The sequence below is a fragment of the Bordetella tumulicola genome, assembly GCF_054779135.1.
In genome coordinates this window covers 470,260-494,594 of the sequence record NZ_BAAGYU010000011.1, presented here as the reverse complement: position 1 = coordinate 494,594, position 24,335 = coordinate 470,260, and the positions used below count along the sequence as shown (strand labels likewise).

The 24,335-nt window shown below is 59.6% G+C and carries 20 protein-coding genes and 2 tRNA genes; 11 read left to right on the top strand and 11 right to left on the bottom strand.

Going from position 1 to position 24,335, the window contains the following annotated elements:
* Window positions 1-53: 53 nt before the first annotated feature.
* The 9 genes from ACYVDM_RS24500 to ACYVDM_RS24460 form a co-directional block, all read right to left on the bottom strand.
* Window positions 54-854 (bottom strand): N-acyl homoserine lactonase family protein, encoded by an 801-nt coding sequence (locus ACYVDM_RS24500; protein ID WP_415792580.1) that lies wholly within the window; start codon window positions 852-854, stop codon window positions 54-56.
* Window positions 855-878: 24 nt separating this feature from the next.
* Window positions 879-1,592 carry an ABC transporter ATP-binding protein gene (locus ACYVDM_RS24495; protein ID WP_415792579.1) on the bottom strand — a complete coding sequence of 238 codons (714 nt, stop codon included), beginning with the start codon at window positions 1,590-1,592 and terminating at the stop codon, window positions 879-881.
* A complete protein-coding gene (locus ACYVDM_RS24490; protein ID WP_415792578.1) occupies window positions 1,579-2,376 on the bottom strand; it encodes an ABC transporter ATP-binding protein in 798 nt (265 codons plus the stop codon). Before ACYVDM_RS24490 ends, ACYVDM_RS24495 begins: the two co-directional genes overlap by 14 nt.
* Window positions 2,373-3,374 carry a branched-chain amino acid ABC transporter permease gene (locus tag ACYVDM_RS24485; protein WP_415792577.1) on the bottom strand — a complete coding sequence of 334 codons (1,002 nt, stop codon included), beginning with the start codon at window positions 3,372-3,374 and terminating at the stop codon, window positions 2,373-2,375. Before ACYVDM_RS24485 ends, ACYVDM_RS24490 begins: the two co-directional genes overlap by 4 nt.
* Before the next feature lie 7 nt (window positions 3,375-3,381).
* A complete protein-coding gene (locus ACYVDM_RS24480; protein WP_415792576.1) occupies window positions 3,382-4,245 on the bottom strand; it encodes a branched-chain amino acid ABC transporter permease in 864 nt (287 codons plus the stop codon).
* A gap of 18 nt (window positions 4,246-4,263) precedes the next feature.
* Complete coding sequence (locus tag ACYVDM_RS24475; RefSeq protein ID WP_415792575.1) at window positions 4,264-5,439, bottom strand: ABC transporter substrate-binding protein; 1,176 nt, start codon at window positions 5,437-5,439, stop codon at window positions 4,264-4,266.
* Window positions 5,440-5,532: 93 nt separating this feature from the next.
* Window positions 5,533-5,844 carry a DUF4387 domain-containing protein gene (locus ACYVDM_RS24470; protein ID WP_415792574.1) on the bottom strand — a complete coding sequence of 104 codons (312 nt, stop codon included), beginning with the start codon at window positions 5,842-5,844 and terminating at the stop codon, window positions 5,533-5,535.
* Window positions 5,845-5,860: 16 nt separating this feature from the next.
* The gene (locus tag ACYVDM_RS24465; RefSeq protein WP_415792573.1) at window positions 5,861-7,225 is read right to left on the bottom strand and encodes an acyclic terpene utilization AtuA family protein; all 1,365 of its coding nucleotides are present in this window, start codon (window positions 7,223-7,225) and stop codon (window positions 5,861-5,863) included.
* 13 nt (window positions 7,226-7,238) lie between these two features.
* Entirely contained in the window at window positions 7,239-8,603 is a 1,365-nt protein-coding gene (locus tag ACYVDM_RS24460; RefSeq protein WP_415792572.1) for an LLM class flavin-dependent oxidoreductase, read from the bottom strand.
* 105 nt (window positions 8,604-8,708) lie between these two features.
* Here ACYVDM_RS24460 and ACYVDM_RS24455 point away from each other — a divergent pair, with 105 nt between their 5' ends.
* The 6 genes from ACYVDM_RS24455 to pntB all read left to right on the top strand — a co-directional run bounded on the left by ACYVDM_RS24455 (window position 8,709) and on the right by pntB (window position 15,896).
* The gene (locus ACYVDM_RS24455; protein WP_415792571.1) at window positions 8,709-9,650 is read left to right on the top strand and encodes a LysR family transcriptional regulator; all 942 of its coding nucleotides are present in this window, start codon (window positions 8,709-8,711) and stop codon (window positions 9,648-9,650) included.
* 144 nt (window positions 9,651-9,794) lie between these two features.
* On the top strand, window positions 9,795-10,883 hold the full coding sequence (locus ACYVDM_RS24450; protein ID WP_415792570.1) for a flavin reductase: 1,089 nt from the start codon (window positions 9,795-9,797) through the stop codon (window positions 10,881-10,883).
* Window positions 10,884-10,951: 68 nt separating this feature from the next.
* Window positions 10,952-11,027 (top strand) — tRNA-His (locus ACYVDM_RS24445).
* 312 nt (window positions 11,028-11,339) lie between these two features.
* The gene (locus ACYVDM_RS24440; RefSeq protein WP_415792569.1) at window positions 11,340-12,797 is read left to right on the top strand and encodes a phospholipase D-like domain-containing protein; all 1,458 of its coding nucleotides are present in this window, start codon (window positions 11,340-11,342) and stop codon (window positions 12,795-12,797) included.
* Window positions 12,798-12,851: 54 nt separating this feature from the next.
* Window positions 12,852-14,459, top strand: coding sequence for a Re/Si-specific NAD(P)(+) transhydrogenase subunit alpha (locus ACYVDM_RS24435; RefSeq protein ID WP_415792568.1), 1,608 nt, complete (start codon window positions 12,852-12,854; stop codon window positions 14,457-14,459).
* Window positions 14,460-14,483: 24 nt separating this feature from the next.
* Entirely contained in the window at window positions 14,484-15,896 is a 1,413-nt protein-coding gene (gene pntB / locus ACYVDM_RS24430; RefSeq protein ID WP_415792567.1) for a Re/Si-specific NAD(P)(+) transhydrogenase subunit beta, read from the top strand.
* Window positions 15,897-15,980: 84 nt separating this feature from the next.
* Here the strand turns inward: pntB and ACYVDM_RS24425 are convergent.
* Window positions 15,981-16,057: transfer RNA gene (locus tag ACYVDM_RS24425), tRNA-Arg, on the bottom strand.
* A gap of 238 nt (window positions 16,058-16,295) precedes the next feature.
* Between ACYVDM_RS24425 and ACYVDM_RS24420 the strand changes: the two genes are divergently transcribed.
* Both ACYVDM_RS24420 and ACYVDM_RS24415 read left to right on the top strand, forming a co-directional pair.
* Window positions 16,296-17,591: a phospholipase A gene (locus ACYVDM_RS24420; protein WP_415792566.1), complete on the top strand. Its 1,296-nt coding sequence runs from the start codon at window positions 16,296-16,298 to the stop codon at window positions 17,589-17,591.
* Window positions 17,592-17,751: 160 nt separating this feature from the next.
* Window positions 17,752-19,017 (top strand): MFS transporter, encoded by a 1,266-nt coding sequence (locus ACYVDM_RS24415; RefSeq protein WP_415792565.1) that lies wholly within the window; start codon window positions 17,752-17,754, stop codon window positions 19,015-19,017.
* Here the strand turns inward: ACYVDM_RS24415 and prpR are convergent.
* Window positions 18,983-20,941 carry a propionate catabolism operon regulatory protein PrpR gene (gene prpR / locus ACYVDM_RS24410; RefSeq protein WP_460475485.1) on the bottom strand — a complete coding sequence of 653 codons (1,959 nt, stop codon included), beginning with the start codon at window positions 20,939-20,941 and terminating at the stop codon, window positions 18,983-18,985. The genes ACYVDM_RS24415 and prpR overlap by 35 nt on opposite strands.
* A 173-nt stretch (window positions 20,942-21,114) precedes the next feature.
* Here prpR and ACYVDM_RS24405 point away from each other — a divergent pair, with 173 nt between their 5' ends.
* The 3 genes from ACYVDM_RS24405 to ACYVDM_RS24395 are packed head-to-tail and all read left to right on the top strand — an operon-like array spanning window position 21,115 to window position 24,313.
* Window positions 21,115-22,311 (top strand): CaiB/BaiF CoA transferase family protein, encoded by a 1,197-nt coding sequence (locus ACYVDM_RS24405; RefSeq protein WP_415792563.1) that lies wholly within the window; start codon window positions 21,115-21,117, stop codon window positions 22,309-22,311.
* Window positions 22,312-22,324: 13 nt separating this feature from the next.
* Window positions 22,325-23,245, top strand: coding sequence for a hydroxymethylglutaryl-CoA lyase (locus ACYVDM_RS24400; RefSeq protein ID WP_415792562.1), 921 nt, complete (start codon window positions 22,325-22,327; stop codon window positions 23,243-23,245).
* Window positions 23,246-23,296: 51 nt separating this feature from the next.
* A complete protein-coding gene (locus tag ACYVDM_RS24395) occupies window positions 23,297-24,313 on the top strand; it encodes a Bug family tripartite tricarboxylate transporter substrate binding protein (protein ID WP_415792561.1) in 1,017 nt (338 codons plus the stop codon).
* Window positions 24,314-24,335: the final 22 nt, after the last annotated feature.

The following is a 24,335-nucleotide window of genomic DNA, read 5'->3' as shown; positions in this document are numbered from 1 at the left end:
GTCCATCGTAAGGAGCAGCGTAGCCGTAGAGGGTACGCCTGTTGATCAGGAAACTAGGCGTTCGGAGACTCGTGCAAGACGGCAATGGGCACGGGAACGTCAGGGAGATTGGGGTAACGCTGCAGCACCAGAGGATCATGCCCCGGCACAAAATGGCTCACAGAGCCGGCCAGCTTAAGCAGGCGCTGGTGGCCGAACAGCATCTGTTCGACATCCACCACGACCGGAAACGGGATTTTCAACGTAGCGTTGTCGTAATAGTGCGCCGCATCGGAAGCCAGCACGATCCAGCCGCGCGCCGTATGGACACGAACCGCCTGCAGGCCCTTGGTGTGGCCGCCGATATGCAAGACCTCGACCCCGGGAAACAACGTATCGTCTCCATCATGAAACGCAACGCGATCCTCGTACAAACGTCGCACAAAATCGCAGACATCGTCGGCTGAAAACGGCTTGCGTAACACAGCCTGGCACATGCATCGACCTGTCGCGAACGCCGCCTCTGTCTCCTGGAGATGGAAGATGGCATTGGGCAGCTTATCCAGATTGCCCGCATGATCCCAATGTAAATGGGTCAAGATCACATCGTGAATCTCACCGGCCTCGATACCCAAATGCTTGAGCGCGTCAATTGGACAACAGTCTAGCGGACGACCACGCTGCGTCGCGCCTCGCTCGCCAAATCCTGTATCGACCAAAATCGTTCTGCCCTGCCCTTTGATCAACCAGACATAAAAATCCATATCCACGGTCCCATCATGGGCGTCGTGAAGGATGAAGTTATGGGATGCCGGGCGGGTCATACGCGCATAACGCAGCGCATACACTTCGTACATCGGTAGCGATTCACTCATAATGGGACGCCTCCTCCTGCGCCCTTACACACCCAGATAAGCCTGTCTGACGAAATCGTCGTCCAGTAATTCCTGTCCTGTGCCCGTACGCACCACTTCGCCGCGTTCCAGCACATAGGCACGATGCGACAAACGCAATGCCAGCCTGGCGTTCTGTTCCACCAGGACAATTGATAGCCCGGTCTCGCGATTCAACGTTTCGACCACTCGGGCAATCTCGGCGATCACTTTAGGCGCGAGTCCCAACGAGGGCTCATCCAGCAACAGCAACTTGGGTTGCGCCATCAACGCCCGGCCGATCGCGACCATCTGCTGCTCTCCGCCTGATAGCGACCCCGCGAGCTGGCTACGCCGCTCATGCACACGGGGAAAGAGTCCGTAGATCAGGTCCAGGGTTCTGCGGCGGCTGGCGACACTTTTCACGGTGTGCGCGCCGACCTCCAGGTTGTCCAATACCGTCATTCTGGGGAAGAGGCGCCGGCCTTCGGGTGACAGGGCTATGCCACTGGAGACGCGATTAGCCGCCGGAATGCGCGCGATGGAATGATCCCGCCACCATAAGTCGCCCCCTGCCAACTGCTTGAGTCCCATCATCGCCTTCAGAATGGTGGACTTACCCGCTCCGTTGGAACCGACGAGGGCAACCACCTCGCCCTCATCGACGCGAAACGACACATCGTGCACCGCCTTCACGCTTGCGTAGCTGACGGAAATGGACTTCGCTTCAAGCGTGGGCATAGTCGGGCGCTCCGAGATAGGCTTCGATCACCGCGGGATCGGACTGGATCTGCTGTGGCGTGCCTTCGGCAATCTTGCGCCCCTGCACGAGTACATAGATGCGCTGGCATAGAGCCATCACCACGGCCATATGATGCTCTACAAACAGCACGGAAATCCCTCGATGCGCCTGCAAGCGTTGCAGCAACCGGCCGAGTTCCGCGCACTCCTCGCCGTTCAATCCTGCCGCCGGCTCGTCCAGCAGCAGGATCTTGGGCTGTGTCGCAAAGCCTATGGCCACACCCAACAGTTTCTGGTGACCATAAGGCAGCCCACCTGCCAAGACATCGCGATAGGCGGCCAATCCGGTCAACTCAAGAACCTCGTCAACGTCGCTTGCCACGCGCCGCAGCGCCGCCTTGCGTGCCCGTGTACTCACGACTTGCGTCCAGATCGACCCCGGCAAGGTCGACAGCGCCCCACGAAATAAATTCTGTATCACAGTGCAGTTCGGGTAGACAGACGTAGACTGAAACGTCCGGGCCAGACCACGACGCACCACGGTGCTGGGCGCCCTGCCAGTGATGTCCTCGCCTGCCAATAGCACTTGACCTGCTGTCGGGCTCAATGTGCCACTGATGAGGTTAAAGGCCGTACTCTTGCCCGCACCGTTGGGGCCGATCAAGCCCACCACTTCATTGTGCCCAACGTCCAGGGACAAATCGCTGACGGCGTGCAAGCCGCCGAACCGCTTGCTCAAGCCCCGCACCTGCAACAGCGGTTGCTGATTGGTAGCGGATGTCATACCGGCCTCCTTTTCATGAACGGCAGACGCACGCCGGCTAGGCCTTGTGGCATAAAGCGCAGTATCAAAATCAATGCCACACCGTAGAAAATATCCTGCGACTCGACTGCACCTCGGAAAAATTCAGGTAGCGGTGTCATCACCAACGCCCCGATCAGTCCACCGAATAGAAACCGCCGTCCACCGACCACCATCATGATGATCAAGGCGATCGAATAATGCATATTGAATGACTCGGGCGAGATATAACCCAGGTAATGCGCCAATAACGCGCCGCCCAGGCCCGCAAAGGCACTCGCCAGCGTGAACGCATACAACTGCGTACGACGCACGCCCACACCGCTTGCCTCGGCCAACGCGGGGTTCTCGCCGACGGCATCTACCGCCTCGCCTGCCGGCGAAGCGTAGAAGAACCGGAAAAATACCAACGCACCAATGGTCGCGACGACCGCCAGGGCATAGAACGCGGGTTTCTCGTTAAACACGTAGCCGGCAATACTGGCGGCGGGGATACCGGTGACGCCGTTGGCGCCGCCCGTCACATCACCCCACTCAAGCAAAACCAGCCGGACCAGCTCGCTGAACGCAAAGGTCACCAGCACGAAATACACTCCCTGCAGGCGCAGGACGATACGACCCAGCAGGTACGCAACGCCCCCCGCCGCAATCATTGCGGCAAACACGCCCACCAAGAAGGGCAACCCCAAGCCTTTCACACAGGCCACCGACGCATAAGCGCCAATGCCCACCAATGCGCCGTGACATAGCGAAATCTGCCCCGAGCGCGCCAGGACAGACAATGAAGTCACCACAATGGCGTTAATACAAATGAAGATCGCGAGGTGATAACTAAAGGCCTGATTCAAGATAAACGGTATACAAATCAGTAGTGCCAGCGCACCCAAGGCGGGCAGACCGAGTGCTCGGGGCGCGGCAGCGCCGCGGATCAGCATGGCCCCCGCAGACGGCGGCATCGGCGACAATAGCGTCTTGCTCATGGTCATTTCATGCCTCCGATTTGCCCAGCAATCCGGCGGGGCGCGCCACCAGGATGGCCATCACCACAACGAAAATCAAAATCTCCGCCAGGCTGTTACTGATCAAAGAACTCGCCAGGCTTTCCGTTATCCCTAGCAGCAGGCTGGCCAACGCCGCCCCCGGAATGCTGCCCAGCCCGCCGAGAATGACCACAATGAACGCCTTGAGCAGCGGTGTACTGCCGATGAAGGGCGACACGGAAAAGAGCGGCGCCATCAACGCGCCCGCGATCGCGGCCAAGCCTACCCCCAGACTGAAGCCCAGGGGATACATGAACTTGGCCTTGATCCCCTGCGCCATGGCGATCTCCATATCCTGGACCACGGCTCGCAACGCCTTGCCCTGCCGGGTATGGATGAGAAAGACATATAAGACCGCCAACACAATCACGGAACACACGGCCACGTACAGGCGGGACGCCGGGATGATGACCGGCCCCAGGCGATAGACGCCTTCGGCCACCTGAGGCATGATCTGCGCATCCGGCCCGAACACCAGCAAGGCGACCGATTGCAGAATCATGGCCACCCCTATCGTGGCAATCATGCCGTTCAACTCATCGTGCCTGAACGGCTTGAGCACCGTCCACTCGACGATCCAGCCGAAGGCCATCGTCACCACGAACGCCCCCAACATGGCCACCAAAAACGGGAACTCCCAATGGGCCATCAAGACATAGGTCGCAAAGGCCCCCACCATATAAAACTCGCCATGCGCGAAGTTCACGATGCGCATCACCCCAAAAACCAGGGTGAAGCCCACCGCCATCAGCATATAAAGCAAGCCGATGATCACGCCATTGACCAGTGCCTGAGCAAGCAGGTTGGACATGGAATTTGCTCCGCGGAATTATTTTTTGATATCAACGCACTGATTGACGTCGCAGCGCGCTACCGTCACTTCCTGGCCGTCTTTCACCTCAGAAATGAAGAACGGCGATGCGACTTGGTGGTCGATGCCGTAGCGCGCTTTTCCGCTCCAGGTCAGCTTGCCCTGGATACCCTCATAGCCGTTGAGCTTTTCAAGTTCGTCGCGCACCTTGGTGCTATCGGTCACGGTCCCGGCGTTTTGCATGGCCTTGAACAACATATGCGTGCCGTCATAGAACGCGGGGCTAAAGCCATTCATCTTTTTGTTGTACTTTTCCGCATAGCGCTTGGCATAATCCGCGACCGCTTTATTGTCGGGATCTTGCAGCGACGTCACCATCATGCCCTCGGTTGCCGCCTTGCCCGCGACCGCCACAATCTCGGGTGTTGCCGGGCCTCCGTTGCGAACGATAGGTCCTTCGAACCCCAATTCACGCGCCTGTTTGACGATCATGCCTGCGGTGGCGGGCGAGTTGCCATCGAGTTCAATCGCATCGATACCCGCACTTAACATCCGGGTCAACAAGGGCACCATATCAACACGCTGGCGCTCGAAGAACTCCTTGCTTGATAGTGCGGCGCCCGCTTGCTCGTAGGCTTTGGCCAGGTCGCCGGCAATCTGCTGGCCGGACTCATCGTTGGGGAACAAGCCACCGACTTTCTTGAGGTTAAAGCGCTTGACCAGCCAGGCGATGATCGGATACGACGTTTCTTCAGTCGTCAGATTAGGCCGAAATGAGTAAGGCTTTTCAGGACTCAACGCCTTGCGGGTGAACCCCAATGTCATGACGATGACCTTCTCACGCTCGGTAATCGGCTGCACGGCCAGTGCCGGCGCCGAGCCCATCGGGCCGATGATGTATTTCACCTTGTCATCGCTGACCAGCCTGTTCGCCGCCGTGACCGCCTCGGCCGCCTGGTACTTGTCGTCGTAGGGGATGATCTCGACCTTGTATTTTTTGCCATTGACCTCCAGGCCACCCTGCGCATTCACATCATCAGCGGCCAGTTCGGCGCCATACAGCAACGCTTGTCCCCAGGCCGCCCCCGCGCCAGACAGGGTCACGAGCCCCCCGATTTTCAACGTGTCTTGCGCCATCACGGCGCCCGGCAACATCACAGCCACCGGCAGCAGTACTTTTAATAGACGTATCACTTTTTGTCTCCTGATTCTTATCACGTTTTCGAAACAACAAAGCCCTGCTGGACCCTCCACTACCCCGGTAAACCGGGTAGCGTCGGCCCAGCACTACAGGGGAATTTCTATATCCAACAAGGGAGCATGTTGCTGAGCGCCATACACATCGACATCACCCACCGCGCCGGACGCGACGGGCCTGGGCAGCGTAGCCTTCCAGGCCATGGCGGGCGGATACTCGGTAAACAACACGTCCGACTCTTGCACGCCATACAGCTTCGCGATCAGCGATGCGCTGATCACGCCGGTCGAGCGCACCCGCTCGAACAATGCAACGTCGTCGAACATGATGTCGAGCGTGACAGCGAAAGGTCCTGCGTTCTTGCTTTTGCAGGCCTTCGCAATATCTTTAAGCTTGGGCATGTTGTTTCTCTACAGATCAAACGACTTCGTATTCAATGGGAAATAGACTGAGCGGATCCGACACATCCATCACGTGTTGCAGGAAAAATTCGTAGATCTCGCCACGCTCGATATCTGAAGGGGAAAACGGGAAGGCCATGTTCCCCTCGCGACACATGCGGCCCGGAAAATCCGAATGCAGCAACGTCACGCGCGCCAACGACAGCGCGGCATTCGCGGTGTCCTGTGTCTTCGCGACGACCTCGGCGATGATGCTGACTTCTTGAGGCAAAAAATCAGCGTTCGGCTCCCATGCGCCCATCACGCCCTTTGCCCCATAGACACGCAGCACCAGGCGCCAATCTTCGGCAGAGATTCCTAATGCGGCGACTTTCACCGATGTCGAACTGCGCACAAAATCCAAAAAGCTATCGATCTGTCCGATGAGCCCGGGATCACGGGTAGCGGCGAACGTGATGGCGCTGAAACCGGCGCGGCAGGCTCCCTCCAGTTTGACGGTGTACGGCTTGGGCTCCCACTGCATCCCGGTAATACGTACACGCCGGTCAGAGATGGCCTGAATTTGGCATTCCCGGGTATCGACAACGCCCCCTGGCTCATAGCGCAACACGGGGCTGGCGTTCTCGTGCAACGCCTGAACAGCCACGGATAACGGCGTGCAACGCAATTCCGGATTCAGGGGCTCGGCCTCGACATAGTCTTGCCCGACGGTCACCATCAAGCAGTCGTGCTTCTTGGGGATTGCCGCGTTGCAGGCGCACTCCAGCATTTTTCCCGCGTACCAGGCCGGTGCGGCGGGAATGCCATGGTGCATCGCCAACGCTACCCACGGTGCCGGGTCCGTACCGCGCCCACCCAAAATGACCTGCGCCCCGTCGGCCAGCGCCTTGCGATAGGGTTCCGGCCCCATCATTCCCACCACACGAACGGCCGAATCAAGCTGGGTCGCCGTCAGGTCCGCCGCATTGCCTAGCGGGTGAATGCGCCCTTCCTCGAGCGCCTGGCGCAGCACCTCAGGCTCTTGCTCGGCATGAATCAACGCCATCTTGAAGTGCAAATCGTGTTCGCGGGCAATCTCTCGAATGATGTCGGCGCAGGCCTGCAGATGCGGCTCGCCGCCTGCGCCCCCGCAGGTCCCCACCATCATCGGAATGCCATTCTCGATCGCCGCGCGCAACAACAGCGACAGATCGCGTTTCATGGCCAGACGTGAGTTGAGCGTCTTGCCCGATCCCAGATAATGCGGGCCGGGATCGCTGGACCCGCCATCCACCCCCACCATATGCGGCTTGAGTTTCATTGCGGCCTGAATGGAAGCCTCCGGGAATCCATAGCCCAGAATGCCACTGGCCGACATCATCCGCACACTGTCTGTTGTCATCACTCGTGGCCTCTTAACGACTATTGGTTTTCCAGTCGCCGGCACGCGGGCGACGCAGATTCAAGTGCCCGCGCAAGGTGCTGGCGCCATATTCCTTGCGTACCAGACCGCGCTTCTGCAAGTGGGGGATAACGAGACGCACGATTTCCTCATAGGTGCCGGGCACCGACGTCGCTGACAAGACAAAGCCGTCGCAGGCCTTGCTGAACCACTCCTCCATCATGTCCGCCACTTGTTCGCCCGTTCCGCAGAACACCGGCCCGTCGTTCAACGTGCCGCGACCGGAGGCCTCGACAAAATCCCGCACCGAGGGGTTTTTCTTGCCGCTGACCTGAACGACCTTGTCGCGCAGGCTCTGCCACGACATGACAGCCAGTTCCTCATCCGTAAAGGGCTGATCGTATGGGCGACCGGAAAAGTCAATATTCATGGTTTCGCCAATCATGGTCAGGCCGTCAATCGGCTTGGACAAACTGGCGATCATCTCGCGCTTTTCGTTGGCCAGACTTTCCGTTTCCGCCGCAATGATCTTCACTTCGGCGGCAACCTTCAGGTCATCGCGATTGCGCCCCGCCTTGACCACGCCTTCCTTGAGGGCCTGGTATTGCTTGACGCCTCCTTCCAGGGTGGGGTACTTGGCAAAAACAATTTCTGCCCAACGCGCGGCAAAGGCCAATCCTCGACCGCTCTGGCCTGCTTGCAGGATCACCGGATGGCCCTGCGGCGAACGGGGCACGGTCAAGGGCCCACGTGAGTGAAAGAATCGCCCTTCATGGTTCAAGCGACGCACCTTCTCCGGGTCCGCAAAGAAATTGGCGGCCTTGTCGGCGACAATGATGTCGTCTTCCCAGGTATCCCAGTGCCCCATGACGACTTCCATGAATTCGTCGGCGCGGTCATAACGCAGGTCATGCTCAAGATGCTCGGTGTGCCCAAAGTTGGCCGCCTCCGAGTTGTTCATCGATGTCACCACGTTCCAGGCCACACGGCCTTTCGTCATCAGATCCAGCGTCGCAAATAAACGAGCGACATGAAATGGCTCGTAGTAGGTCGTCGAATAGGTCGCGCCCAGGCCCAGGTGGCTCGTCGCCATCGCCATTGCCATGAGCACCGAGGTCGGCTCCAGTTTGATCGCCCGTACACCATGACGAACCGTTTCGAGGTGATCGCCACCGTAGATGTCCGGCATCGCCAGGCGGTCATCAAAGAAGGCCATGTCGAACCGCCCCTCTTCCAGCGTACGCGCAATCCGTTGGTAGTACTCCGGCGTCAGGTAGTCCGTCATGCTCGACGGGTTGCGCCACGAACCAACGTAGTTGGAACAATTCTGGGCTTGCAGAAATGCAACCAGGGCCATTTGCCGTTCAGATGTGCTCATAGTGCGTCCGATGTGAAATCATTCAGAAAGCGTGCGAAGTGCAGCCAGTATTGGTGTCAACGCTGATATGCACAATTTCCGCCGCGTGATACATCTATAACCATCATGAATAAATCAATTGACCGTCCCTCACTGACGCGACTGGACCTGTCGGAGCTGGAAACTTTCCTTTGGGTCGTCCAGGAAGGCAGCTTTAGTGATGCTGCCCGCAAGCTTCATCTTTCTCAGCCGGCCGTAACCAACCGGATCAAGCGCCTGGAAGACAAGCTGAACGTCAAGCTGCTGCAAAGAACGACGCGCCAGGTCGCCCCTACGCCGGACGGCGTACGTCTGCGAGACGCCGCCGAGCAGGCGCTTTCTGGTCTGCGGGATGTCATGCGCCACTTTCAACACAGCGCGGTCGCGCAGCGAAACCGCATCGTCATCGCCAGCACACCCATGCTGGCGGCCACGGTCCTGCCCCCGTTGATTCATGACTACCAAGAACGCTATCCGGACGTCCACGTCGTGCTACGTGACTTGCCCTATGCGCAAGTCATGCAGGCCGTCGCCCAGGATTCGGCCGATTTCGGCGTGACGGCGCTCGACAGCAAGCACCGTGGCCTGCGCTTTCAATCACTGGCCGAAGAAAAGGTGCTGCTGGTCGTGCCCGCCGGGCACCCACTCACCCAGATCCCCAACGTCACGCTGTCTATGATTGCGCCCTATCGCGTCATGTTTCTGGACCGCTACCTGTCGCTGCGCAAACACCTGACAGACGAGTTCGCAAAGCTGGGCCTGGCCTTCGAGCCCACGACGGCGTCGACCTTGCCCATGCTGCTCGGGATGATTGACGCCGGCAATTGCGTCGCTTTTCTGCCTCGCACCATGGTTCAACGCGACGGCCAATCCCGACGCGCACTCATTGATGTCACGGATCTGGACGCCACCCGTCACTGGGGTTGTGTCATTTCCCGTCGGGCCGATCTCTCCACGGCGGCGGTCGCCTTCAAGGACTACCTGCGCAAGCACTTTCGGGAACAACTCGCCCACGCACCCCACTCATAATGATTGGGAATAAATCCATACGGGAACGCAATTTGTGAGCCCGTACCGGCATCCCTAGACTGTGTCTCGTTGCCCAGGACAAAACAATCAGGTCGACAATGACCATCGACCTTCCCCGGGCGTTCCCTGAGACAGGATGCCAGCATGACACCATTCGATAGCCGTGAGTTTCGCCGCGCGTTAGGCGCCTTTCCTACCGGCGTTACCGTCATTACCACACGCAATGCGCAAGGTGAGACCTTCGGCGTCACCGCGAATTCCTTTAGCTCGGTATCACTCGATCCACCGTTGATTCTGTGGAGCCAGTCCACCACCTCCAGCAGTTATCCCGTCTTTCGGGATTGCGAACGCTTTGTGGTCAATATCCTGGCGGACCACCAGATTCACGTCTCGAATCAGTTCGCCAAATCCGGCCCCGACAAGTTCCGCGAAGTCCCGATTACGCCGGGGCTGGGAGAAGTGCCGATTATTCAAGACTGTGCCGCCCATCTGGAGTGTGTGAAAATCGCCGCCTATCCCGGCGGCGACCATGTCGTCTATATCGGTCAAGTCGAGAAAATTTCCCGCAGCAGCCATCGCTCCCTGGCCTTTGCCGATGGGAAATACTTGATGACATATGCCCACGATCTGGGCGAAGTCGGCCACGCGGAAATCGGAACCGGCGGACTGGCGGCGCTAGAAACACAGCGCATCGCGACGGCGGCCTTGCCGGAAATCTGTGAACGCATCGGCCAGCGTACCGTCGGCCTGGCAGTCTGGGGAAACCAGGGCGCGACAATCGTACGTTGGGAACCCTCAAAGCAGCCGGTCAGTCCTTACCTGCAAGCCGGGGTGGTCGTCAGCTTGACCCAATCCGCCACCGGCCGGGCGTTTGCCGCATTCATGCCGCCAGACCAAACGCAAACCGCCATCGAGCAAGAACTCCAATCGCGGATGCGCAGCGGCCAACAGGATAACGGCAAATTTTCTCAACACCTGGCCGACGCCCAACGCTACGGGCTCGCGCGTGCCGTCGGCTCCGCCTCGTCCCCACGTCACAAGATCACGGTCAATGCCTTTAGCGCGCCCGTCTATGATGCGCGGGGAAACATGACACTGGCAATCTCCACCACCTGCGAATCCGACCGGCTCAGCCCGGACTGGGATGGCCCCGTTCCCAACGCCCTGCGCGAAGCCGCCCACGAGTTATCGTTGCGATTGGGTTATTCGGGCCGCCGGGATCGTGGCATCTGAGCGGTACGTGACGGATTTGCCTGACCATTTTCTTCTGTGCTAACATTCGGCCTCTTTGCAGGACAGTGGTGGCTGTAGCTCAGTTGGTAGAGTCCCGGATTGTGATTCCGGTTGTCGTGGGTTCGAGCCCCATCAGCCACCCCACTCCCTTGCACGCATTCCAGCCCCGGTTTCGGTCAGAAACGGGGCTTTTTTGTTGCCGGATCGCACCCAGACAAAGCCCCCCTTTCGGGGCGGCAACAAGCCAAAGGCGCAGCGTCGGAGCCTTTCTGTTGCTGCGCACAAAATGAAAACGCGCACGCCATTGCACACCGTCACCACCTTCAATCGCTCGCGCGGTTACCCGTCGTCATCTAACGTAGAAGCTTTAAGCCCGTTCAGCGTCGAGGCTTGGTATCCTTACGCACTCGCTATGCGTGGCGCGCATGGCATCACAAGGGAGTTTTCCAAGTCTATATGGACCGCTTCGACGAGCTTTGGCAAGAATATTGGCCCCACATTTTTTTCGGGGTGAGCTTGGTGGCCGGCGCGGGTGCTGCTATTCATGCCGCCATGACGAAACAAGACGTGCGCGCGGCCATTGGCTGGGTAGGGGTGGCATTGTTTTCCCCCTTGTTTGGCGCCATGTTTTATTTTGTGGCCGGGATCAACCGCATCCGCCATACGCGCGTGTCGCAACAACGCGACGAAGCGCGCCTGAACTACCACAGCCCCGAACAAGAATCCCTGCACGATGTGGTGCCCTATTCCAGCGCGCAATTTGCCTCGCTGCGAACCCTGGGTGACCAGATCAGCCAATTCTCCGTCGTAGGCGGCAATAGCGTGCGGCCCCTGGCCGGTGGCGATGAAGCCTATCCCGCCATGATGCAGGCCATCCGTCAGGCGCGCCATTGCATCGCCATGCAAAGCTATATCTTCGATAGCGATCCGATCGGCCGCGAAATGGCGCAAGCCCTGATCGAGGCCCACGAGCGCGGCGTGCAGGTGCGCGTATTGATCGATGCGATCGGCAGTAAATATTCTCGGCCGCCCATCGCGCGCATGTTGCACCGCGCAGGCGTGCGTGTCGCCCTGTTCATGACGAACCCGCTGGGCGTGTTGCGTATGCCCTACGCCAATTTGCGTAGCCACCGCAAAGTCCTGGTCGTCGACGGGACGTTCGGGTTTACCGGAGGCATGAACGTACGCGCGGCTTTTGTGCGTGCCCTGGAAGGCGACAAAACCAATCGCGATGTTCATTTCCAGTTGGAAGGCCCCGTCGTGGCGCAGTTGATGGCGGTCTTTACCCACGACTGGAATTTCACCACGCACGAATTGCTGAAGGGGGATCCGTGGTTTCCCGCGCCCGCCTCCCAAGCGGTGGGCAGCGTCCCCATGCGTTGCGTTCCTTCGGGGCCCGATCGTGCCGTGGTCGCCACCCGCAACATGCTGCTTGGCGCACTCGCGGTGGCCCAGCGACACATTCGTATTCAGTCGCCTTATTTTCTGCCAGACCAACCCCTGATTCTTGCGTTGGCGACGGCCGCGCGACGCGGCATTACCGTCGATGTCGTGATCCCCGCCCGCAACAATCTGCGCCTGATCAACTATGCCATGATGGCCCAACTGGATCAGATCGTACGTACGGGCTGCCGGGTATGGCGCGCCGTCGGGCCCTTTGATCATTCCAAATTAATGACCGTCGACGGTGCGTGGTCTTATATCGGGTCATCCAATATGGATCCCCGCAGCCTGCGGCTGAATTTCGAATTGGATACCGAAGTCTACGATCACGATTTGGCGCAATGGATCGGCTCTCGCATCGACGAACATATCGTGGGCGCCCGACAAGTAACGCTGGAAGACCTGAATCGACAGCCCTTTCTCAAGCGTCTGCGCAACAAAGTTATTTGGCTCGCGTCACCGTATTTGTAGCTTTCTCTATTTATAGTTTCTCCTATTCGTAGCTCCTGTTCCCAAAGGTTCCGCATGCAGACAGACTCGGCTTCTTCCGTGCAGCAGATTGGTATTCCTCGCGAGACTTTTCCAGGCGAAAAGCGTGTCGCGACGGTGCCCGATGTGGTGGAAAAACTGATCAAACTCGGTTTCCAGGTCGCCGTCGAGTCCGGCGCGGGCGACGCGGCCAACTTCAGCGACGAGACCTACCGTGCCGCCGGGGCAGACATCATTGAGGATGCCACAGCACTCTGGGCCACGTCCGACATTATCCTCAAGACGCGTCCACCCAGCCTTGACGAAGTCGCCCTGATGCGCGAAGGCGGGATTTTGATCGGTTTTGTCTGGCCGGCCCAGCATCCGGATCTGATGCAGCGACTGGCCGCCAAAAAAGCCACCGTGCTCGCCATCGACTGCCTGCCGCGTACGCTATCGCGCGCCCAGAAAATGGACGCACTCACGTCCATGGCGGGCGTCAGCGGCTACCGCGCAGTCATCGAGGCGGCGAACGCTTTTGGACGCTATTTCAATGGGCAGATCACGGCAGCGGGCAAAGTCCCGCCGGCCAAAGTGTTTATTGCGGGTGCAGGTGTAGCAGGCTTGGCCGCCATTGGTACAGCGGCCAGCCTGGGCGCGGTCGTACGCGCTAACGACACCCGTGCCGAGGTCGCCGACCAAGTCAAATCGCTAGGCGGCGAGTTCGTCAAAGTTGATTACGAAGAAGAAGGCGCGGGCGGCGGTGGCTATGCCAAAGTCATGAGCGAAGGCTTCCAGGCCGCGCAGCGCGAGATGTACGCCCAGCAGGCGAAAGAGGCGGACATCATCATCACCACGGCGCTGATCCCGGGCAAACCCGCGCCCAAGCTGATCACCGCCGAGATGGTGCAATCGATGAAGCCCGGCAGCGTCATCGTGGATATGGCTGCCGAACAGGGCGGCAACTGCGAACTGACGGTTCCGGGCGAGGCCGTGGTGCGCCATGGTGTCACCATCGTCGGCTACACGGACCTGGCCTCGCGGCTGGCGAAACAATCGTCCACCCTGTATGCGACGAATCTACTGCGCCTGACCGAAGAGTTGTGCAAGGCCAAAGACGGGCAAGCCGTCATCAACATGGACGATGATGCGATCCGGGGGCTGACCGTGGTTCACCAAGGTGCCATCACTTGGCCGGCCCCGCCCCTCAAGACGGCCGCGCCGGCGCCGGCCGCCAAACCGGCGATGCCGGCTCCCGAAAAAAAGGGCGCTCATGGCCATGGCAAGAGCGGACCCTTACCCGCCAAGACGCTTGCCATTATTTTCGCGGTCGCCGCGGTGGCGTTTTGGTTTATCGGCGCTTATGCCCCGACGGCCTTCCTCGGACACTTTACGGTATTTGTCCTGGCGTGCTTCATTGGCTACATGGTGGTGTGGAACGTCACGCCCGCCCTGCATACCCCGTTAATGAGCGTGACCAATGCCATTTCCAGCATTATTGCCATCGGTGCGCTGGTGCAGATCGCGCCCCCTACGGCGGGCGTGAACGACCGGCCCGATAGCCTGATTCATTGGCTGGCATTTGCTGCCCTTGTCCTGACGGCCATCAACATGTTCGGCGGCTTTGCCGTCACGCGTCGCATGCTCGCGATGTTCCGCAAATAACAACAAAGAAGAGAGACACCTTCCATGTCCCAAAGCCTCGCCACGGTCGCCTATCTTGGGGCCGCCATCTTATTCATCCTCAGTCTGAGTGGTCTATCTAATCCAGAAACCTCCCGTCGCGGCAATCTGTTCGGCATGATCGGCATGGCGCTGGCCGTGCTGGCGACCATCTTTGGCCCAAGCGTCAGCCCGTCAGGGATCGCCTGGATTGTCATCGCCCTGGTCGTCGGCGGCGGTATCGGCCTGTATGCCGCCAAAGTCGTGAAAATGACGCAGATGCCGGAGCTGGTCGCGCTGATGCACAGCCTGGTCGGTCTAGCTGCGTGCATCGTCGGTTTTGCCAGCTACATCGACCCCACCATGCAGTATCAAGGCGCAGAGAAAATCATCCACGAGGTGGAGATTTACATCGGCATCCTGATTGGCGCAGTCACGTTCTCCGGGTCCCTGATCGCGTTCGGCAAGCTCGCCGGCCGGATTGGCGGCAAGCCGCTGCTGCTGCCCGCGCGCCACTGGCTCAATCTCATTGCGCTGCTGGTCGTGATCTGGTTCGGCCGCGAGTTTCTGGCGGCCCCCGATGTCCAGGCCGGCATGCTGCCGCTGATCGTGATGACCGTCATTGCCCTCCTCTTCGGCATACATATGGTCATGGCCATTGGCGGCGCCGACATGCCCGTGGTGGTCTCCATGCTCAACAGCTACTCGGGTTGGGCAGCGGCCGCGACCGGCTTCATGCTGAGCAATGACCTGCTGATCGTCACGGGTGCGCTGGTAGGCTCGTCGGGCGCCATCCTGTCGTACATCATGTGCCAGGCGATGAACCGTAACTTTATCAGCGTGATCGCCGGCGGTTTTGGCTCGGGCAGTGGCACGCCCGCCAAAAAGAGCGATGCCGCGCAACCGCAAGGCGAAGTGGCGCCGATCAGTTCCGCCGAGACCGCTGATCTGTTGCGCGACGCCAAGAATGTCGTCATCGTGCCGGGCTACGGCATGGCGGTGGCGCAAGCGCAACACACCGTGAACGAGATCACGCAGACCCTGCGCGAAAAAGGCGTGAACGTTCGTTTTGCCATTCACCCCGTTGCGGGCCGCATGCCGGGCCATATGAACGTCTTGCTGGCCGAGGCCAGAGTGCCCTACGACATCGTGATGGAGATGGACGAGATCAATGACGATTTCCCCGACACCGACGTCGCGATCGTCATTGGCGCTAATGACATCGTCAACCCCAGTGCCGCCGAAGATCCCGCCAGCCCGATCGCCGGCATGCCGGTCCTTGAAGTCTGGAAGGCCAAGAACTCGATCGTGATGAAACGCTCAATGGCCTCGGGTTATGCGGGCGTGGACAATCCGCTGTTCTACAAGGAGAACAACGCCATGCTGTTTGGTGATGCCAAGAAGATGCTCGATGAAGTGCTGGTGGCGCTGAAGGGCTAGGCCCCTTACGCAGCCGGAACGGGGTAATCGATCATCGCTGATGAATGCCCCTGCGCCGATTACGGGAAGAGCCCGTGCCAAATCTGGTCCGCCCTACACGATTCGAACGTGTGACCGCTCGCTTAGAAGGCGAGTGCTCTATCCAACTGAGCTAAGGGCGGGGACTTTTGCCGTGCGTATGATAACGCGCGGCAATTGTAGCGTGTCTGCCATCGGAACTGTGCCCATGCGGCACTTCGGACACGTCGGCAAGTAGCCCGCGCCGATTCAGCCCCGCCTGGGCCAAAATCAGGCACAACACACCTTTTAATAAAGACACAACCCTTACAATTTACATGCGGTTGCAGTAGGTCGCGGCTGCAATGCTACAGTGCCTCGTCGTTATATCGTTTCTCGATCATGTTCCCGGATATCCCTACCCCGTTGTCTCCCGTGCTACGCCCCCTGGTTTTGGCAACCTTGCTCGCCGCCGCCATGCCGGCGACAGCAGGGATTACCTATCAACTGGAACGGCCTTCGGCCGCGCCGGGCGAAACAGTCCAAATCCAGGCTGTCCTATTCAACGATGGAAATGTGGCCACCCACTGGCGGCCGCCTAATCAACTAGTCGTACAGTGGCGCAGCGCAAACGGTTCGGTCATCCGCAGCGTGGCGACCCTGGCCAGCGAGCAGGCGCCCCTGAACGTTCCCGTGAACAATTTTGCCCGCGTGGCCTGGAGCACGGTGGTGCCGCGTGACGCCATGGGTCTGCAAGCGCTGTCCGTCGAGGGCGAGCCCACCATGATGGCGCTGGATGTCACCGGCCGGGAAACCGGCACGCTGGCCAGCACCCCCGCGCAGAGTCCGGTGGTCGACGCCAGCACGGGCGAACCGCTACCCGTGGCCGCCGTCACCGCGACCGGCGCAATGCCCGATGGGGGGCCGTCGCCTGACGCGGCGGCCACTGCGCACCTGGGAAATCAGCCGACCGCGTTCGATGCGTTCCGCGGCGCGCTCTCTGAGTACCAGCCGATCTACTTTGATATCGGCACGCGTGGCACCACCACGGCGCGCTTTCAGATCAGCGCCAAATATCGCTTGTTCAACCCGACGAGCGGCCGCGCGCCCACCTTTGGGCAGAATTTCTACATTGGCTATACACAACAGTCCTTATGGGATCTGGAAGACGACTCGATGCCGTTCATCGACACGACGTTCAATCCTAGTCTGTTCTGGCTGTCCGAGAATATCTGGAGCTCGGATGACCAACAGTGGCGCGTGGGGCTCAATACCGGGATTGAGCATATGTCAAACGGCAAGGACGGCGAAGATTCGCGTTCACTCAATGATGCGTATGTGCAGCCGGCCCTCAACTACCGCTTTGCAAGCGGCAGCACGCTGACATTCGCACCCAAGATAAAAGCCTATTTTGCAGTCGAGGACGAGAACTCGGACTACCGGGACTATGCCGGGAACGTGGACTGGAATCTACGCTGGGCGCAAGATAACGGCGCCGTCGTCTCCGCCATGTATCGCCAGGGCGCGAGCCGTCATCGCGCGACGCAGATCGATTTTGCCTGGCCGCTCAAGCGCACGTGGCTAAATATGAACGGCTACTTGCACCTGCAGTATTTCAACGGGTATGGGGAAACGTTGTTGGGCTACAACCAGCGCAATGAGTCGCAATTCCGCATTGGCTTGTCACTGGTGCCTTGACATGGCGATGGCGGGCTAACTGCTGTTGGCTCGCCACTGGAACCACGACGCTCGAAAAGTTCGATATTCGTACGCCTTCAAGCACGCTTGCCTGAAATCGTCGACAATCCCGTTCAGGCTAATCGCCTTTAAGGCGGGCCACTGACAGAATACGGAGACGATGTTGGCCAGGACACAGATAGGAAGTTGGTATTTTGGGTGGAACATCGTTGCGGCGGCCACCCTGCTGACTTTGCTGACAGTGGGCATGCGCATGGGCGTAGGCCCATTTTTTCTGCCCATTGCGCAAGACTTGGGTTTTAGCCGCAGCCTGCTGTCGGGCATCGTGGCCATCGGCATGCTGTGTTACGGACTGGCCATGCCACTGGCCGGCATGATGGTGGCCCGCTTCAGTACGCGTTTTGTCTTGCTTCTGGGCACCGCCATCGTGATCGGGTCGATCATCTGGAGCGTCAATGCGCGCGACCCGATCAGCTTCTTTTTCTCTTTCGGTGTGCTGCTGTCTATCGGATTGGGCTTTACCAGTCCTGTCACCCTGACGCCGGTATTGACCCAGTGGTTCACACGACAACGCGGCATGGCGTTGTTCTTTTTGTCGACCGGATCCATGGCCGGGATCGCCATCATGACCCCGGTACTGACCTTCGCCATCGAAGCGACCAGTTGGCAAACGACGCTGCTGGGCTTTGCGGTGGTGTTTACGGCGATCACGGTTCCTATTGCGCTATACGTGATTCGTGACCAGGCGCCTGAACATGCGGACCTGAGGCCCGAAGATATCGCATCCAAACCCAGCAACCGCCGCGCCGCGCCGGCTCAAAGCCTGAGCTTTCGCGAGGCCATCCGCACGGCGCCCTTCTGGAAGATCACCCTGGGACTCTTTGCCTGCGGCTTTAGCATGAACCTGCTTGGCACACACGGCATGCCCATGCTGATGGACCACGGGTATGACGCCAAGACGAGTTCGCTGGGCATCGGTTTGATTGGATTAGTCGCGATTTTCAGCACCCTGGTGATGGGCCGTCTCTCGGACGTGCTGCCACGACGAAAAATTTTGGCCGTGATTTATTTGATCCGCGGCCTGGGTTTTTTTGCGCTCATGGTGGTCGGCTCTCATTGGGAGCTCTATATCACGGCCGCCATCGGCGGCCTGGTGTGGGCAGGCAGTATCGCAATGTCATCGGCCATTCTGGCTGACATCTATGGCGTGCGCATCGTCGGCGTGCTGTATGGCAGCGCCTATCTGGGCCATCAGGTCGGGGCGATGATCAGCTCTTGGCTGGGTGGGTGGGGTTACGAAACCTTCGGCACGCACTGGGTGGCCTTTGGTACCTCGGGGGCTATTTTGCTGGCGGCTGCCGTTATTGCGCTGCGCTTGCCCGTGCAAGGTTTCACGTTGATGGCGACACCGAAGCTGGCGCATTGAGCGGACCGTTCATCCAGCGCCACAGGGTCGAGCGACTGACGCCCAGGCGGCGCGCCGCCTGTTGACGATTGCCACCGCACGCCTCCAGCGCCTGCATGGCACGCGTATGCAATGATGCTCCGTCCGTATCGGCGTCCACCATCGATGCATCGCTAAAAAGCTCCGGGCAGTCATGCCGCAACGCGTGATAATCGATCTCGTCGGGATGCGCATACTGCGATAGAAACACGGCGATTCGTTCGCTGATGTTTTCCAGTTCGCGTACATTCCCTGGCCAACGATAGCGCTTGATTTGCGGCAACCACGGCGCAATGAGGTCGGCAGTGTGGCCGTCGATGTTTGCCCCCAGGCGCTCAAGGCAACGGCTCACCAGGGCCTGCAAAAGCGGCCCGATATCCTCGACCCGGTCACGCAGCGCAGGCAACGCCAGACGCAAGGTATTAATGCGGTAATACAGGTCTTGCCGAAAGCGTCGCTGGCCAATCATGTCGTGCAGCGGTTGATGCGTGGCAGCGATGATGCGCACGTCAACGGGGATGGCCGAGGTCGCACCGACACGCGTGATTTCGCGTTCTTGCAGCACGCGCAGCAGGCGGCTTTGCAAGGGCAATGGCATATCGCCGATTTCATCCAGGAACAACGTCCCGGTATGCGCGGCCTCGAACAAGCCGTGTTTACCGCCACGTCGAGAGCCCGTAAACGCGCCCTCTTCGTAGCCAAACAGCTCGCTTTCCAGCAAGGACTCGGGGAAAGAGGCGCAGTTCACCGCCACAAACGGCCGATCCGCACGCCGGCTTTCGTTATGGATTGCTTGTGCAAAGAGCTCTTTGCCCACACCGCTCTCGCCCGCGATCAACACCGTTAAGTCGGTCTGTGCGTAACGGCGCGCGGCCTGTACCGCCCGTAAAAAGTCCGGGCTTTGGCCGATCAGTTCATCAAACTGGTATTTCGCCGTGTTTTGCCGACGACGCTGTTGCACCCGCAGGCTTGTGTCGGCCTCATGGATACGGCCTGCGTCATAGAGCGTGAGCGCCGCCCCCACAATGACGCCGCGCTCGCGAATGGCCGTACGGTTGACCACCCAGTCTCTCCCGCCCAAGCGCTGCAAGCCGGCGCTTTCTTGCTGACCGGTGTCCAGCGTGGCACGCAGTGTCAGCTCTGGGCGCAATTGATCCAGCGGTTTTTCTTTCAACGCATCGGTATCCAACTCCAGCAATCGCTGCATCGGCGGATTCAGAGCAATAATGCGATGCTCGCGGTCCACGGCAAGCACGGCGTCTTGCAAGCTATGCAACACGCCATTGAGCTGCTCGTAGCGGCCGGCCTCCAGACGCGCAACCCGGGCCAGTTCGATCGCATCGTCAATGCCTTTGCGCACACTGGTCAGCGAATATGCCAGCAAACCGTGCAAACCGGCCTGCTCCGCCAGCTCGACCACCAGACTGGAGCCCACGATGACCTGGAAGTTCTCGCGGCGGAGTTGCTCGAATCGCTGGCGCGCGTCGTCGGGCGTTTGATAGGCCTGCTGCACAATCTCGATATTCAGCAGGTCTTTCACGGCGTCCAACTCTGGAATCGTGCGCCCGTACATCACCACACCCACCCGATCCGCGATCCGCCGTGCCTGAATCAGGGCCTGCAGAATGTCAAAGCCGCCCAACTGGATCGTGGCCACCGGCGCCTGCAGGCCCGCCCGCAGAATGCTGGCGTTAGACCCGGCACTGACAAACGCATCCACCAAGCCGCGGTCGAGTCGATCCTGGGCAATGGCAAGCGCCCCTCCAAAGGTGCCATCCACGACCTCGATCTGGGCACGGCCGGTGTACTCGGCCACGACCGGCATGGCGAACTCCCGGATCTTTCGGTAGCTGACAAAACACAAACGCGGTAAATCGGCGCGGGGAGTCGAGTTGGGGTAGCTCATGGCAGTTGATAACGTTTCAGCGAGACATCAGAACGTTTCAATTATGTCTCATGAAACGAAAATATCAAACAAAGGAAATAAACCTCTATTAAATTCAATAACTTATAAACCCGGAACATCTGGCACGTAGTTTGCTATATAAGAAGTTTTACGCCATACCTCGGAGACTCGCCTTGGCGCTCGAACACATTACCGTGCTGGATTTGACTCACATGCTCTCGGGCCCCTACGGCACCATGCTGCTGGCCGACATGGGCGCACGCACCATCAAAATCGAGCCACCCGTCAGTGGCGAGGGCACGCGCCGCTTGCTGGAACATGATCCCGACTATTCCCGCGACGGCATGGGCGCCTATTACCTCACGCTAAACCGTAATAAGCACAGCGTATGCATCGACCTGAAAAGCGCCGACGGCCTCGCGGTGTTTAAAGACTTGGTGCGCAACGCCGATGTGGTGTTCGATAACTTCGGCGTCGGTGTCACACAACGACTGGGCATCGATTATGCCGCGCTGTCGGAAATCAACCCGGGCATTATCACGTGCTCGGTCACGGGCTTTGGCAGTACGGGGCCCAACACGAAACGCCCCGCCTTTGATCAGGTCGTGCAGGCGATGGGGGGCGGCATGTCAATCACCGGCACCCCCGAAACCGGCCCCACTCGCAGCGGAATTCCGATCGGGGATCTGGGCGGTGGCGTGTTTGGCGCCATGGGGGTCCTGGCGGCGCTGGCCGAGCGTACGCGCACCGGACGCGGTCAGCATGTCGACGTCTCGATGCTCGACTGCCAGATCTCGCTCCTGAACTACATGGCGACCATGCAACTGATGTCGGGCATCGTGCCCGAGGGCATCGGCAACGGCCATTTTGTGCACGTGCCTTATAACAGCTATCCGACGCAGGACGGCTACGTCATCGTGGCATGCATCGGCGATCCCTTCTGGCAGCGTTTTCTGGAATTTATCGACCAGCCCAGCCTGCGCAAACCCGAATACGACCGGCAACCCGGTCGTTTCGCAGCGAAAGCGGAAATTGACGCCACGATCAGTGCCGAGTTCCGCAAACAGCCCACGGCATATTGGTTGGAGAAACTGTCCGCGGCGCGCATACCGTGCGGCCCCGTCAACAATTTCGAGCAAGCGCTGAACGACACGCAAGTGCGCGCACGCGACATGGTTGTAGACGTCCCACTGAAATCCGGAGAGACGATCCAGATGCCCGGCAATCCCATCAAACTCTCTGCCGCGTCCCCCGAAACCTTTAGCGCCCCGCCCACGTTGGGGGAACACACGGACAGCGTACTGGGCGAGCTGGCCGGCTACGACAGCGAACGCCTCGCCGCCCTGCGCGATGCCGGCGCGATTGCCTGATCAGGAGCCCATCATGTCCACGGATACCCTGATCATTACGGATGTCGCCCCGCGTGATGGCCTGCAAAACCAGCAGGTTCCGGTGTCGACCGAGGCCAAACTGAAACTGATCCAGTTATTGCACGAAGCGGGCGTCGCCAGCATCGAGGCCACCAGTTTTGTGTCGCCCAAAGCCGTCCCGCAAATGGCGGACGCCGCCGACGTGATTGCCGGCGTCAATCGCCAACACCCCGAACTGCGCGTGTCGGCCCTGGTTCCCAATCAAAAGGGCCTGGAACGCGCACACGCTGCCGGCGCGCGCGAAGTAGCGGTCGTCTTGTCAGCCACCCAAACGATGAACGAAAAGAACATCAATATGGACCTGGCACGTGCGACGGCCGTCTGCGAAGAAACCCTGCACGCCGCACATGAACTCGGCCTGCGTACGCGCGCCTACGTGGCCGTGGCCTTTGACTGCCCCTTCGAAGGGCCGACGCGGTTGGAAACCGTAGTGGATCTGGCCGAGCGCATGAACCGGGCGGGCGCCCAAGAAATCGTCATCGCCGACACCATCGGCTCTGCTTCGCCGGGCATGGTCAAGAGCCATTTTGAAGCATTGGGCAAGACACTGCCCCTGCATAAACTGGCTGCACATTTTCATGACACGCGCGGCATGGCCAGCGCCAATGCCTGGGCCGCGATACAGGCAGGTGTTCGACGCTTTGATGCCAGCGTGGGAGGCATCGGCGGCTGTCCCTTTGCCCCCGGTGCGGCAGGCAATGCGGCCACCGAAGACCTGGTACTGATGGCCGAGCGTAGCGGTTTCAAAACAAACATTTCGATCCCTGGCTTGTTGCAGGCGATCGATTTTGCCGAAGCACAACTAGGCAAGGCGCTGGGCGGACGCAGTATCGCCTGGTTAAGGCGCCAACACGCCAAGCGAAGCACCCTGTAAGACAACCAATAAAACACGACTCAAAACAACATAAAGCAGGAGACATTGACCATGCCCCACTCTCACCCCGCCTCGATGCATTCGCGTCTGCTGCGCCGCGCCCTGGCCCCCCTATGCGCCGCGCTCGCGTTCATCAGCCCGGCAACGCATGCCGCAGAAACCGCCGCGCAATATCCGTCGAAACCCATCCGTCTCATTGTGCCGTTCTCGCCCGGCGGCGTCACGGATACGGGGGCTCGCATCGTTGCCGACAAGCTCGGTCAAAAACTGGGCCAGCAAATCATCGTCGACAACAAGCCGGGTGCCTCGGGCAACATCGGCACGCAAATGGCGGCCCAGGCCGAACCGGATGGGTACACCCTGGTCGTGGGCTTTGATGGCACATTGGTCATCAACCCGCACGTGAGCAAGAATATTCCTTTTGACACGTTGAAAGATCTGGCACCGGTTAGCAAAATCGGCGATGCCGCGTTGATCCTCGTGGCCAATCCGAAGCTTCCCGTCAATACATTTGAAGAGTTGATCGCCTACTCCAAAACACAACCCAACGGTGTGTCGTATGGCAGCGCCGGGGTAGGCAGTACGCCTCACCTGGCGGGCGAACTGCTGCGCGAGCGTACGGGAATCAATTTGGTGCACATCCCCTACAAGGGTGGCGGTCAGGCCATGGCCGATGTCGTGGGTGGCACGCTGCCACTGTTGTACACCGCAGTCGCGGGTGCCTATCCCTATGTCGAACGCAAGCAACTCAAAGCGATCATTGTCAGCACGGACAAACGACTCGCCTCGCTCCCCGATGTGCCTACCGCCGCGGAATCCGGCGTCAAGGATTTCGTCGTCAACTCGTGGGTCGGGATCCTGGCTCCCGCCAAAACTCCGACGGACATCATCGCCAAGTTGCAAGGCGCGATCAATGAGGTTGTGCATGCGCCCGACACGCAAGAGCGACTGGCCGGGCTAGGCATTACCGCATCCGGCAATACGCCGGAGGAATTCGGCAAGCAAATCGCTGCCGACCTCAAGACCTACGAAACGATCGTCAAAAACGCCAATATCCAAGCCAAGTGATCGCGTGTGCCGATCTGTGCAA

Excerpts from the sequence above, each read along its gene's own strand:
- ACYVDM_RS24495 (WP_415792579.1), bottom strand. The coding sequence starts at position 1,592 with ATGCCCACGCTTGAAGCGAAGTCCATTTCCGTCAGCTACGCAAGCGTG.
- ACYVDM_RS24455 (WP_415792571.1), top strand. The coding sequence starts at position 8,709 with ATGAATAAATCAATTGACCGTCCCTCACTGACGCGACTGGACCTGTCG.
- ACYVDM_RS24500 (WP_415792580.1), bottom strand. The coding sequence starts at position 854 with ATGAGTGAATCGCTACCGATGTACGAAGTGTATGCGCTGCGTTATGCG.
- ACYVDM_RS24485 (WP_415792577.1), bottom strand. The coding sequence starts at position 3,374 with ATGAGCAAGACGCTATTGTCGCCGATGCCGCCGTCTGCGGGGGCCATG.
- ACYVDM_RS24395 (WP_415792561.1), top strand. The coding sequence starts at position 23,297 with ATGCCCCACTCTCACCCCGCCTCGATGCATTCGCGTCTGCTGCGCCGC.
- ACYVDM_RS24460 (WP_415792572.1), bottom strand. The coding sequence starts at position 8,603 with ATGAGCACATCTGAACGGCAAATGGCCCTGGTTGCATTTCTGCAAGCC.
- ACYVDM_RS24450 (WP_415792570.1), top strand. The coding sequence starts at position 9,795 with ATGACACCATTCGATAGCCGTGAGTTTCGCCGCGCGTTAGGCGCCTTT.
- pntB (WP_415792567.1), top strand. The coding sequence starts at position 14,484 with ATGTCCCAAAGCCTCGCCACGGTCGCCTATCTTGGGGCCGCCATCTTA.
- ACYVDM_RS24470 (WP_415792574.1), bottom strand. The coding sequence starts at position 5,844 with ATGCCCAAGCTTAAAGATATTGCGAAGGCCTGCAAAAGCAAGAACGCA.
- ACYVDM_RS24400 (WP_415792562.1), top strand. The coding sequence starts at position 22,325 with ATGTCCACGGATACCCTGATCATTACGGATGTCGCCCCGCGTGATGGC.
- ACYVDM_RS24440 (WP_415792569.1), top strand. The coding sequence starts at position 11,340 with ATGGACCGCTTCGACGAGCTTTGGCAAGAATATTGGCCCCACATTTTT.
- ACYVDM_RS24435 (WP_415792568.1), top strand. The coding sequence starts at position 12,852 with ATGCAGACAGACTCGGCTTCTTCCGTGCAGCAGATTGGTATTCCTCGC.
- ACYVDM_RS24465 (WP_415792573.1), bottom strand. The coding sequence starts at position 7,225 with ATGACAACAGACAGTGTGCGGATGATGTCGGCCAGTGGCATTCTGGGC.
- ACYVDM_RS24420 (WP_415792566.1), top strand. The coding sequence starts at position 16,296 with ATGTTCCCGGATATCCCTACCCCGTTGTCTCCCGTGCTACGCCCCCTG.
- ACYVDM_RS24415 (WP_415792565.1), top strand. The coding sequence starts at position 17,752 with ATGTTGGCCAGGACACAGATAGGAAGTTGGTATTTTGGGTGGAACATC.
- prpR (WP_460475485.1), bottom strand. The coding sequence starts at position 20,941 with ATGAGCTACCCCAACTCGACTCCCCGCGCCGATTTACCGCGTTTGTGT.
- ACYVDM_RS24480 (WP_415792576.1), bottom strand. The coding sequence starts at position 4,245 with ATGTCCAACCTGCTTGCTCAGGCACTGGTCAATGGCGTGATCATCGGC.
- ACYVDM_RS24490 (WP_415792578.1), bottom strand. The coding sequence starts at position 2,376 with ATGACATCCGCTACCAATCAGCAACCGCTGTTGCAGGTGCGGGGCTTG.